The sequence below is a fragment of the Halomonas zincidurans B6 genome (assembly GCF_000731955.1).
GTDB lineage: Bacteria > Pseudomonadota > Gammaproteobacteria > Pseudomonadales > Halomonadaceae > Modicisalibacter > Modicisalibacter zincidurans.
In genome coordinates this window covers 2268338-2282704 of the sequence record NZ_JNCK01000001.1, presented here as the reverse complement: position 1 = coordinate 2282704, position 14367 = coordinate 2268338, and the positions used below count along the sequence as shown (strand labels likewise).

Below are 14367 nucleotides of genomic sequence, written 5' to 3'. Positions count from 1 at the left end.
GCATGCAACGCCCACGCACGTTGCGCACGGGGCTGCCCGGCCTGTTGTTGTCCGGCCCGTTGTTGATAGCGCAGTTGTTTGCGCCACTGGCTGTCGCTCAGGCGACGACGCTAATGGATGAGATCGATGCCAGTCTGCCGGCGCTGGACGGCCGGGCTGTTGACGCCGCCAGGCTGTCCGGCGCCGCCACACTGCCCGAGGCCGCCGCGCCGACGGCTGGCGGGCAGGCCGAGACACTGCCCTCGCTGCCGCGGCTTTTCGCCCTGGCGCTACAGAACGATGCCGATCTGGCCAGCCAGCGCTACGATGCCGAGGCCACCGCGCAGCAGGTGCCCATGGCACAGGCCGGGCTCAAGCCACAGATATCGGCCAGTGCCGGCTACGTCTACCAGGAGTCGGACAACTACTATACCGATAATCCGGCCTACGATCCCGATAACGAGCTCAGCGGCGCCAGCGACGATTACCAGGCGCGCTATCAGGGCGTCACTCGCGACGAGACCTGGCAGGTGCAGTTGACCCAGCCGCTGTTCAGCCTCGAGCGTTGGCGCAAGGTCGACAAGGCTGAGGCGCAGAGCGATGCGGCGCAATTGACAGTCGCGGTCGCCGAGCGCGACCTGGCGCTGCAGGTCGCGAAAGCCTACCTGGACGCCTTCGTGGCCTCGCGCAAGCTCGGCTTGCTTGCCTCGAAGCAGGAATCGCTGACGCTTCAGGTCAAGCAGGCCCAACGCGCCTACGACCTGGGCGTCGGCGATCGCATCAACCTGCTCGAAGCCCAGTCGCGGCTCGATCAGGCGGTCGCCGATACCGTCAGCGCCGAGAACGAACTCAACAACGCGCTGAGCATGCTGGAGCGCTTGACCGGGCAACTGCCCCAATTCGCCGGTAGCGGCCTGGGCGATCTCGGCGGGCTGACGCTGTCGGGAAGCTGGGACGAGCCCGAGCCCTGGCTCGCGCGCACGGTCAACAACGTCGAAGTCGCCCTGGGCAAGCAGCAGATGGAAATCGCCCGGGCCGACACCGGTGTACGCCGCGCCGGACGCTACCCCGAGCTCAATCTCAATCTTTCGTATTCGGATCGCGCCTCCAACGACCCCTTCCGCGAAAGCAGTGACACCTCGGCCAGCTTGCGCCTGAACGTGCCGATCTATCAGGGTGGTTACACCAGCGCCAGCGTCAAGCAGGGCGAGCTTGCTCAGCAAGCCTCCCAGGCGGGCTACATCAATGCGCTCAAGCTGGCGCGCCAGGAGGTTCGCCAGCGCCTGCGTAGCCTGCAAGGCGATGCGCGTCAGATCGAAGCGCTCAAGCGCTCGATCGAATCCGCCAGCCTGTTCCTGGAGGCCGCCGAAAAGGGCGAACAGCTGGGGCTTCGCGACCTGGTCGACGTGCTGAATGCACGCGCCGATCTCTACGACCTGCGTATCCAATTCGTCGACGTCGTGCGCCAGTACCTGCTCGACCGGTTGAACCTGCAAGCCGCCGTCGGCGATCTCGGCACCCAGGATCTGGTCGACAGCATGGCGCTGCTGTCGCGTGTAAGCGGTTAAAAAGACATGGCGTCGCGAACGAGCAATGAAATGTTGCGTCTGGTCATGCGCGGCTTCGATGCCGCCCTGGCCATGGCTGTCGGCGCCTTCTTCCTGTGGTGTCTGCCCAATCTCGACTATATCTACGGAATCGAATATCCCCTGTTGATCATCGCTGGGGCTCTATTGTTACCCGCGGTAGGTGAGATGTTCGGCCTCTATCAGGCATGGCGTGGTCGCAGCATATTCAGCATGTTCGGTACCTACGTCATCAGTTGGGCGGTCACCGTTCTGCTGATCAGTGCCTTTCTGGTCGTCACGCAGAGCGGCTATATCTATTCGCGCTTATGGATGGCGCTTTCCAGTCTGGGCGTCCTGGCCATCGGCCTGTTGGCGCGGGGGGGGCTGTACGTTTACCTGCGTCGCCTGCGAGCGAGCGGACACAATCTCAAGTCCGTGCTATTCATCGGTCGTCCCGAGAACGTCGACCAGGTGCGCCAGCGGCTGACCGAAATCCCCTATGCGGGCTATCGCATCGACAGACTGATCGTGCACGAGGATGAGGCTCAGGTCCTCAATCAGGTTCGCCTGTTGGTCAACGATTCAGTTTTCAGTCGTACCTTCGACGAGATATGGCTGAGCTATCCACTGAATCACGGCAATACCGTCAAGGCACTGGCCGATCAGTTGATCGCCGTGCCGGTCGACGTGCGCTACTTTCCCGATCTTTCAGATGTGCGATTGCTCAATCATCGCATGACCCAGGTCGCCGACATGTTTTCCATCGATCTCAACTACAGCCCCTTGCGCGGTCCGGCGCGGATTGCCAAGGCGATAGAAGACCGGTTGCTGGGGACGTTGCTGTTCGCGCTCTTCGTGCCGGTCATGCTGCTGATCGCAGCGGTCATCTGGCTAACCATGGGGCGCCCGATATTGTTCAAGCAGTACCGCCACGGCTTGGATGGCAAGCGTTTTCGTATCTACAAGTTTCGTACCATGCACAAGCATGAGACGGGCAGCAGCACCCAGCAGGCTCAGCATCTGGATGGTCGCATTACTCGGCTTGGGTATTGGCTGAGGCGAACCAGTCTTGACGAGCTTCCGCAGTTCTATAACGTATTGCAGGGCCGAATGTCATTGGTCGGGCCCAGGCCCCACGCAATGGATCATAATGCCTTGTACAAGGATATGATTGGTGCTTACATGCAGCGTCATCGCGTCCGGCCGGGGATTACTGGCTGGGCGCAAGTTCATGGCCTGCGTGGTATCACCGAAGATGTCAGCGACATGGAAAAACGTATCGAATATGACCTGTATTACATCAATAACTGGTCGCTGGGATTTGATCTCAAGGTACTGTTGCTGACAGTTACGCGGGGATTTGTCAACGACAAACCCTAAATTCAGGAGTTTTCATGATCATACCCGTCATCTTGTCCGGCGGCTCCGGCTCGCGTCTGTGGCCTGTCTCACGCGAGCACTATCCCAAGCAGTTCCTCAAGCTGAACTCCGATACCCACAGCCTGCTGCAGGAAACCGTGCTGCGCCTACAGGGCCTGCCGGATTGTCGGGAACCCTTGATCGTCTGCAACGAGCAGCATCGCTTTCTCGTTGCCGAACAGCTCAATAGCCTGGGTGTCCCGCCGGCGCGCATCCTGCTTGAAAAGGAAGGCCGTAATACCGCACCGGCGCTAGCGCTAGCCGCCATGGCCGCGCTGGAAGTCGAGGACGATCCTCAGTTGCTGGTGATGCCGGCCGACCATGTCATCGAACGGCCGGAAGCCTTCCTTGCAGCCGTATCCGATGGTTTTTCCATGGTCGCAAGCGGCAGCCTGGTGACCTTCGGTATCCAGCCGGCGACCGCCAATACGGGCTATGGCTACATTCGCAAGGGCGCGCCGCAGGGAGCGGGCTTCAGCGTGTCCGCTTTCGTCGAGAAGCCCGATGCAGAGCGGGCCCAGCAATACCTGGAAAGCGGCGACTATTTGTGGAACAGTGGAATTTTCCTGTTTCGGGCACGCCAATACCTGGCCGAGCTCGCCGAGCACGCGGCGGACATATTGCAGTCTTGTGAAACCGCTTATCACAATCGCAGTGAAGATCTCGATTTTCTACGTGTCGATAACGCTGCCTTTGGTGAATGCCGCAGCGACTCCATCGACTATGCGGTCATGGAGCGTACCCGGCACGCGGCCGTCATCCCCATGGATCCGGGCTGGAATGACATTGGCGCCTGGGACTCTCTGCATGACCTCAAGGCGAAACACGCCAACGCCGAGGGCAATGCGATCCAGGGTGACGTGCTGTTGCATGCATCGCGCAATAACTTCGTGCGCAGCGAATCGCGGCTGGTGGCCGCCGTCGGCGTCAACAACCTGATCATCGTCGAAACCGACGACGCCGTCCTGGTGGCCGATCGCGACCATGCCCAGGACACCAAGCAGATCGTCAACGTGCTCAAGTCGCGCAAGCGTAGCGAGTGCCATAGTCATCAGCGCGTCTACCGGCCCTGGGGGCACTACCGCACCATGGTGATCAGCGACGGTTTCCAGGTGAAGGAGATCGTCGTCAACCCGGGGCATACGCTATCGCTGCAAATGCACCATCATCGTGCCGAGCATTGGGTCATCGTCCAGGGGACCGCGCGAGTCACCCAGGGGCAAGGCAACGACGACACGCTGAACAGCTTCCTGCTCTCCGAGGATGAGTCGACCTACATTTCGCTGGGCACCGTACATCGGCTGGAAAACCCCGGAAAGATTCCGCTGCGACTGATAGAAGTGCAGACCGGCAGTTACCTGGGAGAAGACGATATCGTGCGTTTCGATGACGTCTACGGGAGGGTCGAGACACTCGTGGCCGGTGTCGATGCGAATGCATGAAGTCTCGCTTGAACCGACAGACGTCTCAGACAGTACGACCGTGAATGCCTTGGAATCGCTGCGTGATTCGGCAGCCTCATTACGCGTGGCCATCGTCCATGACTGGCTGGTTGCTCGTGGCGGGGCGGAAAAGGTGCTCGATGCACTGCTCGAGGCGTTTCCTCAGGCCGCTATTTATACCGTTGTCGACTTTATGCCCGAGGAGATACGCGAACGTATCTCTCGGCATCGCGTCCACTGCAGTCTGATCCAGCGCCTGCCGTTCGCGCGGCGGCATTACCGGCATTATCTGCCGCTGATGCCCTATGCCATCGAGCAGCTCGACCTGCGCGATTTCGATCTGGTCATTTCCTCCAGCCACGCCGTGGCCAAGGGCGTCATGACCCATCCCGGCCAGGCTCACGTGTGCTATTGCCATACGCCGATGCGCTATGTGTGGGATATGAAGGAAGCCTACCTGGCCGATTCCGGGGTCAAGTTTCCGCCGTTGAACTGGCTGATGCGCTATACGCTGCATCGTTTGCGGCAGTGGGATTACATGACGGCCGGCCAGGTCGATCTGTTCATCGCCAACTCGCAGAACGTCGCGCGACGCATTACCAAGTACTACCGGCGCTCGTCGGCCATCGTGCCTCCTCCTGTCGACCTGGATGCGTTCTCGTTTTATCCCGGCCCACGCGAAGGTTATTATCTCACCGCCTCGCGAATGGTCCCCTACAAGCGCCAGGATCTGATCATCGAGGCGTTCCGCCAAACGCCCCAGCGACGCTTGCTGGTAATCGGCGATGGTCCCGAGCGCAAGCGATTGGAGCAACTGGCGCAAGGCGCGGAAAACATCGAGATATTGGGGTATCTACCCATCGACGACTTGCAACAACGGCTGTCGCGCGCGCGCGCATTCGTCTTTGCGGCTGACGAGGATTTCGGCATCGCGCCGCTCGAGGCTCAGGCATGCGGCACGCCGGTCATCGCCTACGGCAGTGGCGGAGCGTGCGAGACCGTGCGTGGCGAGGAAGGCGCAGAACACGCCACGGGCTGTTTCTTCGAGGAACAGACGGTGACCAGCCTGCTGGCGGCCCTTGAGCGTTTTGAAGCGCGCACCTTCGAGGCCGTGGATTGTCTGAGCCAGGCCCGTCGGTTTCGCCACGACGCCTTTTACCATAACCTTCATCAGCAGTTGGCTGGCTGCATGCCGGCGCTTGCGTTCAATGACTGAGTCGCCCATGCAAGTCATCGTCAATCTGCAACCCCTGCTGAGCCCCTTGACCGGCGTTGGCCATTACACGCGGGAGCTGACCCGTGAATTGGCGAGCCGCCAGCAGACGGCCGGGCCTGTGTCGTCGCTGCTCGGCCTGGCCGGGTTGAGGCTGAACGCCGTGACTGCCAATCACCCGTTGCTGGATGCCGCCGCTTCGCAGGGCATCGCCGAGCCGGGCAGTGCGAATGCGGCACGTGCTCGTGTCGGCGCCTGGCAATTCGCCAGGCGGTATCTGCGCAATTCGGTGACGCGGTTTGCCTATCGCCAGGCATTCGCTCAGCGTCTGCGTGTGCATGCCCTGACCAGCCGGGACGTGCACGACACCCTCTACTGGGAGCCCAATTTCATCCGCCTGCCGTGGCCGGGACGCAGTGTCGTCACGCTTCACGACCTGTCGCATTGCCGCTTTCCCGAATATCACCCCAAGGAGCGAACGACCTTTTTCAATCGGCATCTGGCCCGGAGCGTCGCCCGCGCGACGCGTATCAACGTGGTTTCGCAATTTACCGCCAATGAAGTGGTCGATCTGTTCGACGTTCCTCCCGAGCGGATCGACCTCGTGTCGCCGGGCGTGGCGCCGCGTTTCTTCGACGTCGATTCGGCTCGGCGTGACCGGGTTCGCAAGATTCATGGATTGCCCGCCCGTTACTGCCTGAGCGTGGGAACGCTCGAGCCGCGCAAGAACCTGACGACGCTACTGCGTGCCTTTCTCAGCTTGCCTCACGAACGCCAGCGTGACTGCCCGCTGCTGGTCGTCGGCATCACCGGATGGGGCGACGAGCAATTGCCGGACGGTACGGCGCGAGCGCTCGAAGAAGGGCGGGTACGTCGGCTCGGTTATGTCAGCGACCAGGACCTGCCGGCGCTGTATGCCAACGCGACGGTTTTCGCCTACGTCTCTCGCTACGAGGGCTTCGGCATGCCGGTGATCGAGGCCATGGCGGCCGGCGTTCCGGTACTCACGGCGGACCGGACAGCGACGCGCGAAGTGGCCGGCGAAGCGGCGCTCACGGTTGGGCCGGACGACGTCGAGGCCATTCGCGGTGCGCTGATCCGGCTCCAGGACGACACCGCTCTGGCCCAGCAACTACGGAAAGCAGGGCGACAACGCGCCCAATCCTACACCTGGCAGAAATCGGCCGATGCCCTGGAAGCCTCGTTCCTGCAAGCCACGCGTTAACAAGCCATCTTTTAACTAGCGATACGTCTTCATGCGACAACGCCTTAGCGCTATACGTGCCAGCCTGCCGGTCATCCTGCACCTGACACGGCAAGATCTCATCGAGCGCCATTCCGGTTCGTTGCTCGGTGCAACCTGGACCTTCATCGCGCCACTGGTCAATATCCTGGTGTTCGTGCTGGTCTTTTCGCGCATCATGGGCGCCAAGCTGGAAGGCTTCGGTGCCGAAATCGATCAGTACTCCTACAGCATCTACCTGATCTGCGGGGTACTCGCCTGGACCGCCTTCGCCAACAGCCTCGGCCGCATCACCAACCTCTACAAGGATCAGAGCCACCTGGTCACCAAGGTCAGCGTGTCGCTCCTGGCGTTGCCGCTGTCGGTGCTACTCGCCGAAACCATCGTCTATATCATCAGCATGGGTTTCTTCATCGGCTTTCTGCTGCTGATCGATTTTCCGCTGTCGGCCTACTGGATCGGGGTACCGGTGATTTTTGGCCTGCAATGCCTGAGCGTCTATGCGGTCGGCCTGAGCCTGGCGATCATGGCGGTCTACCTCAAGGACATCAAGGAAGTCGTCGCCGTAGTGCTACAGGTCTGGTTCTGGGTCACGCCGATCGTCTACGTCACTCAGATCCTGCCGCCCTGGGTGCTCGGCTGGATGCAGCTCAACCCGTTCTTCACGCTGGTCAACGCCTACCGCGACCTGATCATGTACCAGCGCTTGCCCGAACTGCTGCCGCTCGGCATCTTTACCGCAGTCACTGCGCTGATACTGTGCCTGTCTTTGTGGTTGCTGGGCCGCACCGAACGCGACCTTCGCGACTGCCTCTAGCTTCGTCTGAAAAATAGGCGAGCGATGCTCAGACAAGGCAAAAATCAGCGAGAAACGGATTGGACTCGCACACGAGTTTACATGGTGTAAATGAGTATTTTGAGCTGATTTTTAACGCCGTATGAGTGAGTGCAGACATTTTTCAGGCTAAGCGTAGGGAGAGAGCCATGATCGAAATCCAGGGACTCAGCAAGACCTTCAAGCTCTTTCACCGCCCGCTCGACCGGTTTTTCGAAGCGGTGACCGGCAAGTGCCGGCACACCAGCTACCATGCCCTGCAGGACATCAGCTTCCAGGTCGCGCCCGGCGAGGTGCTCGGCGTGCTGGGGCGTAACGGCGCCGGCAAGTCGACGCTGCTCAAGCTGCTCACCGGGGTGCTGCTGCCCGACAGCGGCACGATCCACATCGACGGACGCATCACCGGTCTGCTCGAGCTGGGCACCGGCTTCAATCCCGAACTCACCGGGCTGCAGAACATCACCGCCAACGGCCTGATGCTGGGTATGAGTCACGAGGAGATCGACGCCAAGCGCGACACCATCGTCGAGTTCTCCGAGCTCGGCGGCTACATCGACGAGCCGCTGCGCACCTATTCATCCGGCATGTCGATGCGCCTGGCTTTCGCGATCGCCATCCACGCCGACCCGCGCTGTTTTCTGGTCGACGAGGCCCTCTCGGTGGGCGACGGCTACTTCCAGCAGAAATGCATGAAGCGCATTCGTGAATTCAAAAACGGCGGCGGCTCCATCCTGTTCGTTTCGCACGACCTCAACGCCGTGAAGATGCTCTGCGACCGCGCGCTGGTCATCGAAGGCGGGCAGCTGGCCTACAACGGCAACGCCGACGACGCCGTCAATCTCTACAACCGCATCATGGCGCGCCAGGCCGAAGAAGAGGAGGGGCGCCACCAGCAACGTAACGATCGCGCCTACGGAAGCGGCGAGATCAGCGTGGTCGACGGCTCGCTGTTCGGCGAAAACAGCCTCAGCAGTACTCTGGCCAGCGGCGAGCGCCTCGAGCTCGACCTGACGCTGGAAGCCCGCGAGGCCGTCGACGACGTCACCCTCGGCGTGCTGATCCGCGATCGCTTCGGCCAGGACATCTTCGGCGTCAATACCTTCCAACTGGGCCAGACGTTCAGCTTGCGGGCGGGCGAGCGCCAGCAGGCCCGGCTACGGCTCGACGCCAACATCGCCCCCGGCAAGTACACGGTCACCGTGGCGCTGCACAGCCGCGAGCATCACCTCGAGGACTGCTACTGGTGGTGCGACAGCTACCTGCAGTTCGAAGTGGCCGGTTACAAGCAGCATCTCTTCTCCGGCATCTGCCGGCTCCCCACGGACATCCAGATGACCCCGGTCGCCGCCGCCCAGCACGCGGGCCAGCCGACCGAACGCCAGGAAAGCCAGTCATGACCCAGACTTTCGATTCCATCGACAGCCTGATCGGCCGCCTCAAGGCCGTGGCCCGGCAAGTCGAAGCCGACGAAGCCACCACCGAGCCGCCGCCGTTCGCCTACCGCGAGCGCTTCGGCGAACTGCTCGACGACACCGTCGACCCGCTGCGCGTCAGCGATCCGCTCCGGCCAAGGCTCGAAGAGCTCGTCGCCGCCCGCCATGGCGACGAAATCTTCCTGCAGCGCGTTTACCGCACCCTGATGGGCCGCGACGCCGACCACGACGGGCTCAGCCACTATCTGGGCGTTTTGCCCCGCGCCGGGCGTCTGTACGTACTCGCCGAGCTGCTGTGTGCCAACGAAGCGCGCGATTACCTGGCGCGTCACGGCGTGACCGTGCCGCGGCGGGGCATGCTCACGCTGCCGTTTCGCCTGGTTGGCCGCCTCGGGCCGCTGGGTCGCGCGCTGCGCCCGCCGATGCGCCTGGCCTACCGGCTGGCATCGATCGCCCTGCGCCCGCGCATGCGCTTGCTGGAGCGCATCGCCTCGCTCGAGGATCGCGCCGAGCGTCGCGATACCCTGATGCGCGATGTACTGATCGAACTCGACGGCGAACTGCAGCGTCAGCAGGCCGCCGGCAACGTGCATGAACAGCGTCTGAGAGCGCACGACGAGCGCTTCACCGAGCAGCTGGAGTCAGCCCAGCAGCAAAGTCAGCGAATCGACGAGATCGAGCGCCACCAACCGGCGCTGTGGAGTGCGCTGCAGCAGCACCGGCGCGCCGTGGAACGCCTCGTCGAGCCCCCCGCGACGCCACCCACGGCGCCAGCGGGCGAATTGCTCGACCAGGACCTGCTGGACGCCTACTACCTGGCGTTCGAGGACGCCTGCCGCGGTAGCGAGGCGGCGATCTACGCGCATCTGCGCCAGTACCGGCCACAGTGGGACCAGGCCCTGGAGGTCGGCAACCGGGCACTGGACCTGGGCTGCGGCCGCGGCGAATGGCTCCAGCTGCTCGCCGAGCAGGGCTTCGCGCCGCATGGGGTCGATCTCAACGTCGCCATGATCGATCATTGCCGCGACGCCGGCTTCGAGGTCGAGCACGGCGACATCATTCAGGCATTGCGCCAGCAGGGCGCCGATAGCCATGCGCTGATCAGCGCCTTTCATCTCGCCGAGCACCTGCCGTTCGCTGCGCTCTACGCGATGATCGACGAAGCCCAGCGCGTGCTCGCCCCCGGCGGCGTGCTGATCGTCGAGACGCCCAATCCCGAGAACCTGCTGGTGGGCAGCCACACCTTCTATCACGACCCCACGCATCTCAACCCGCTCACCCCCACGGCGATGAGCTTTCTGCTGCGTTACCTGGGGTTCGCCGATGTCGAGGTGCGGCGTTTCAATCCCTACCCGGAAGAGGCCAAGGTGCCCGGCGACGACCCGCTCACCGAGCGCGTCAACGGCCACCTGTGCGGCCCGCAGGACTTCGCCGTGGTCGGCCGCAAGGCCGCACCGGCCGATGCACGCCGGCTGGAAGCCGCCAGCGATGACGACACGCCGGCCGAGGAGGCGCAGCCGTGAGAGTGCTGGTTACCGCCAATCTCGTTCCGTTCATGCGCGGCGGCGCCGACTACCACATCGAGGGCGTGACCCGTGCATTGCGCCGGCACGGCCACGAGGTCGAACTGCTCAGGCTGCCGTTTCGCTTCCAGCCCGAAGCCGACATCCAGCGCGCCATGGACTACGCCGAAACGCTGGATTTCACCGCCCCCAACGGCGTGGCCATCGACAAGGTCGTCAGCCTGCAGTTTCCCGGCTACGGCGTGCGCCATCCCGATCATGTCGTGTGGGTGATGCATCAGCACCGCGCCGTCTATGAGCTTTGGGAAGACGAACCGGGGAAAGACGAATCGGGGGAAGACGATCAGGCCAGCGCCGCCCAGCGCGAACTGCGCGATGCCATCCACGCCTACGACAACCGCCACCTGGCGCGCGCCAGCCGGCTGTTCGCCAATTCGCGGCGGGTCGCCGAGCGCCTGGCGCACTACAACGAGCTTACCGCCACGCCGCTGTATCATCCGCCGTTCGATGCCGAGCGCTTCTACTGCGACGAGGACTGGGGCTACGTGTTCTGCCCCAGCCGCCTGGAAAGCCTCAAGCGTCAGGACCTGTTGATCGAGGCCGCGCGCCACCTCAAGAGCCCGGCGCGCATCCTGATCGCCGGCGACGGCGGCCAGCGCGGGCACTACCAGCAGCTGATCGAGCGTCACCGGCTGCACGACCGCGTGCGCCTCACCGGGCGCTTCAGCGAGGCCGAAAAGCGCGCCTGGTACGCCCACGCCCTGGCGGTATTCTTCGGCCCGCGCGACGAGGACTACGGCTACATCACCCTCGAAGCGATGCTCTCCGGCAAGCCGGTGATCACCTGCGAGGACAGTGGCGGCCCGCGTGAATTCGTCGAACACGACGAAACCGGATGGGTGCTGCCGGCCGAGCCCGAAGCGATCGCCGCCGCCATCGACCAGGCCTGGGCCGACCGCGCGCGCAGCGCCGAAATGGGCCGCGCCGGCCAGGCCGCCTACCACCGCGCCGGCATCGGCTGGCAGCAGGTCGTCGCCACGCTGCTCGGGGAGGGTGCATGAAGATCGCCCTGGTCGCGCCCAGTGGCGTGCCGTTTGCCGTCGGCGGGGCCGAAAAGCTGTGGTGGGGCCTGCAGCATCACGTCAACCAGTTGAGCGATCATCAGCTCGAGCTGATCAAGCTGCCCAGCGCCGAGCGCAACTTTCCCGAACTGATCGCCAGCTACCGGCGCTTCGCCGAGCTGGACCTGAGCCATTTCGACCGGGTCATTTCCACCAAGTACCCGGCCTGGATGGTCGAACACCCCGACCATCACCTGTACCTGCAGCACACCCTGCGCGGGCTCTACGACACCTACCCCTGGCCGCAGCGCGCCGAACACGCCCCTTTCGAGCCCCAAGCCTGGCCGGGCGAGAAGGGCCGCCAGGCCATTCGCCTGCTGCGCCACCACCCACGGCTCAAGCGCCTGAAGCACCTGCTCGAGGCCACGCCGGAGCGTGCTCAACTGCCCGAGCTGTTCGGCATCGTCCACGCCCTGCTGAACGGCAGCGGCCTGCCCGAGGCCGCCCGCGACGGGTTGTTCGCCTTTCCCGGCCCGCTGACCCGGGCGATCGTCCATCACCTCGACGCCATCGCCCTGGCGCCGAGGGCGATCCGCCGCTACGCCGCCATCTCGCGCAACGTCACCCGTCGCGCCGACTACTTTCCGCGCGGCGTGCCCATCCAGGTGATTCACCACCCCTCGGACCTGCCGGTATTCGAAGGCCGCAATCACGACTATCTGTTCACCGTCAGCCGGCTCGACGGCCCCAAGCGCATCGACCTGTTGCTGCGCGCCTTCTTGCGCAGCGAGGCCGACATCGAGCTGCGCATCGCCGGCACCGGCCCGCAGGAAGCCGAATTGAAGGCGCTCGCCGGCGACGACCCGCGAGTGCGTTTTCTCGGCTTCGTTCGCGACAGCGAGATCGTCGCCCAGTACCGCGACGCGCTCGCCGTGCCGTTTCTGCCATATGACGAGGACTACGGGCTGATCACCGTCGAGGCGATGGGCGCCGGCAAGGCCGTGATCACCTGCGCCGATGCCGGCGGCGTCAACGAATTCGTCGAACACGGCGTCACCGGCTGGAGCGTCGCCCCCAGCGAGCAGGCGTTGGCCAGGGCGCTGAACGAGGCCGCCATGGACCGTGCGCGCACCCGGCAGATGGGCGACAATGCCCGTGTGCGCGTCGCCCACGTCAATTGGCGCCAGACGCTCGATCACCTGCTCGCCGAGGCCCCGGTCGAACGCCCGAGCGACCCGCAGTTCCCTGTCGTCACCGGCATCGGCGGCGGCGCGCACTGGCTGGTGCTCAACACCTTTCCGGTCTATCCGCCGATGGGCGGCGGCCAGAGCCGCATGTTTCACCTCTACCGACATATCGCCAGCGAGCTCGGCGTGCGCGTCACGCTGCTCTCGTTGACCGGCCCCGACGACGAGGAGCGCGAACAGACCATCGCCCCCGGCGTGAGCGAACATCGCGTGCCGCTCAGCCGCGCTCAAGCGCGCCGCCTGCACGATCTGACCCAGGCGCTCGAGGCGCCGGTCGACGACATCGCCGCCATCCACGGCTGGCGCGACAACCCCGCCTTCATCGCCGCGCTCAAGCGTCACGCCGCCCACGCCACGCTGGGGGTATGCGCCCACCCCTACCTCGTCCACGCGCTGTGCGAGCACTTCGACGGCCCCTGGCTGTACGAATCGCACAACGTCGAGCGCGACTTGAAGCAAGCGATCCTCGCTGATGCGCTCAGCCGTGGCGTCGCGGAGGCGCAAGCCGCGCTGGCCGACGTCGAAGCCGCCGAGCGCCGTGCCTGTCAGGAAAGTAGCGAAGTGCTGGCCTGCGCCGAGGGCGACCTGCGCCTCTTCCGCGAGCGCTACCAGCTTCCCGCCGACAAGGGGCGGGTGGTGCCTAATTGCGCCGACCTCGCGGCGCTGCCAATGATCGACCTGCCCACCCGGCGGCGCTGGCAGGCGCGGCTCGGCCAGCACCGGCCGGTGGCGCTGTTCCTGGGCAGTTGGCACGGCCCCAACCTGCAGGCCGCGGAATTCATCTGCCGGCGGCTGGCGCCGGCCCACCCGGGGACGATCTTCTATCTTGCCGGCAGCCTCTGCGATCACCCCGGTTTTCGCCATCTGCCGCCCAACGTGCGCGCCCTGGGCCGGGTCGGCGATGCCGAACTGCGCGTGCTGCTGGCCAGCGTCGACGTCGCCTTGAACCCCATGACCAGCGGCTCCGGCAGCAACCTCAAGATGCTCGACTACACTGCCAGCGGCGTGCCGGTGCTTACCACGGCGTTCGGCAACCGCGGGCTGGACTTCGCCGCCGACGCCGTGTGGCTGGCCGAGCTCGAAGCGTTCCCGCGCGCCCTGGGCGAATTGCTCGCCTGCGACGACGCGGCGCGCCAGGCGCGGGTCGCCCGCGCCCGCGAGCGCACCGAGCGCCACTTCGCCTGGGGCTCGGCGGTGCGCGTACTGGCGAGCGTCGTCTGAGGCATTGGCCGGCAAAAGCGATTTTTTGACGAAAGCTAAACGTGTGCAACGCGTTTAGTCTTATAAAACAAGCGTTTATTAGCCATGCCGAAAGTGCTGATGAGCGTTATTCCATGCGTCGCTTTCGGCATTATTTCTTGGCTGTGGCAAATGGCTTACAACCAAAGTGGGTCGCTTTTCACC

General features: G+C 64.0%; 10 protein-coding genes. All 10 read left to right on the top strand.

What is annotated here, in order from left to right; all coding sequences use genetic code 11:
- Positions 1-2: 2 nt before the first annotated feature.
- The 10 genes from HALZIN_RS0110740 (at position 3) to HALZIN_RS0110695 (ending at position 14184) form a co-directional block, all read left to right on the top strand.
- A complete protein-coding gene (locus tag HALZIN_RS0110740) occupies positions 3-1547 on the top strand; it encodes a TolC family protein (RefSeq protein ID WP_051907478.1) in 1545 nt (514 codons plus the stop codon).
- Between the two features lie 72 nt (positions 1548-1619).
- On the top strand, positions 1620-2927 hold the full coding sequence (locus tag HALZIN_RS0110735; RefSeq protein WP_236254983.1) for an undecaprenyl-phosphate glucose phosphotransferase: 1308 nt from the start codon (positions 1620-1622) through the stop codon (positions 2925-2927).
- Between the two features lie 14 nt (positions 2928-2941).
- Complete coding sequence (locus HALZIN_RS0110730) at positions 2942-4408, top strand: mannose-1-phosphate guanylyltransferase/mannose-6-phosphate isomerase (RefSeq protein ID WP_031384217.1); 1467 nt, start codon at positions 2942-2944, stop codon at positions 4406-4408.
- A gap of 85 nt (positions 4409-4493) precedes the next feature.
- On the top strand, positions 4494-5624 hold the full coding sequence (locus HALZIN_RS0110725) for a glycosyltransferase (protein ID WP_236254982.1): 1131 nt from the start codon (positions 4494-4496) through the stop codon (positions 5622-5624).
- A gap of 7 nt (positions 5625-5631) precedes the next feature.
- Positions 5632-6846 (top strand): glycosyltransferase family 4 protein, encoded by a 1215-nt coding sequence (locus HALZIN_RS0110720; RefSeq protein ID WP_051907476.1) that lies wholly within the window; start codon positions 5632-5634, stop codon positions 6844-6846.
- A gap of 31 nt (positions 6847-6877) precedes the next feature.
- The gene (locus HALZIN_RS0110715) at positions 6878-7681 is read left to right on the top strand and encodes an ABC transporter permease (RefSeq protein WP_031384214.1); all 804 of its coding nucleotides are present in this window, start codon (positions 6878-6880) and stop codon (positions 7679-7681) included.
- 167 nt (positions 7682-7848) lie between these two features.
- Positions 7849-9096, top strand: a complete 1248-nt coding sequence (locus HALZIN_RS0110710) for an ABC transporter ATP-binding protein (RefSeq protein ID WP_035575307.1) — start codon at positions 7849-7851, stop codon at positions 9094-9096.
- Positions 9093-10655, top strand: a complete 1563-nt coding sequence (locus HALZIN_RS17120; RefSeq protein ID WP_051907475.1) for a class I SAM-dependent methyltransferase — start codon at positions 9093-9095, stop codon at positions 10653-10655. Before HALZIN_RS0110710 ends, HALZIN_RS17120 begins: the two co-directional genes overlap by 4 nt.
- Positions 10652-11716, top strand: coding sequence for a glycosyltransferase family 4 protein (locus tag HALZIN_RS0110700; RefSeq protein WP_031384211.1), 1065 nt, complete (start codon positions 10652-10654; stop codon positions 11714-11716). Before HALZIN_RS17120 ends, HALZIN_RS0110700 begins: the two co-directional genes overlap by 4 nt.
- A complete protein-coding gene (locus HALZIN_RS0110695) occupies positions 11713-14184 on the top strand; it encodes a glycosyltransferase family 4 protein (protein ID WP_031384210.1) in 2472 nt (823 codons plus the stop codon). Before HALZIN_RS0110700 ends, HALZIN_RS0110695 begins: the two co-directional genes overlap by 4 nt.
- Positions 14185-14367 lie beyond the last annotated feature (183 nt).

Excerpts from the sequence above, each read along its gene's own strand:
- HALZIN_RS0110740 (WP_051907478.1), top strand. The coding sequence starts at position 3 with ATGCAACGCCCACGCACGTTGCGCACGGGGCTGCCCGGCCTGTTGTTG.
- HALZIN_RS0110735 (WP_236254983.1), top strand. The coding sequence starts at position 1,620 with ATGGCTGTCGGCGCCTTCTTCCTGTGGTGTCTGCCCAATCTCGACTAT.
- HALZIN_RS0110730 (WP_031384217.1), top strand. The coding sequence starts at position 2,942 with ATGATCATACCCGTCATCTTGTCCGGCGGCTCCGGCTCGCGTCTGTGG.
- HALZIN_RS0110720 (WP_051907476.1), top strand. The coding sequence starts at position 5,632 with ATGCAAGTCATCGTCAATCTGCAACCCCTGCTGAGCCCCTTGACCGGC.
- HALZIN_RS0110715 (WP_031384214.1), top strand. The coding sequence starts at position 6,878 with ATGCGACAACGCCTTAGCGCTATACGTGCCAGCCTGCCGGTCATCCTG.
- HALZIN_RS0110710 (WP_035575307.1), top strand. The coding sequence starts at position 7,849 with ATGATCGAAATCCAGGGACTCAGCAAGACCTTCAAGCTCTTTCACCGC.
- HALZIN_RS17120 (WP_051907475.1), top strand. The coding sequence starts at position 9,093 with ATGACCCAGACTTTCGATTCCATCGACAGCCTGATCGGCCGCCTCAAG.
- HALZIN_RS0110695 (WP_031384210.1), top strand. The coding sequence starts at position 11,713 with ATGAAGATCGCCCTGGTCGCGCCCAGTGGCGTGCCGTTTGCCGTCGGC.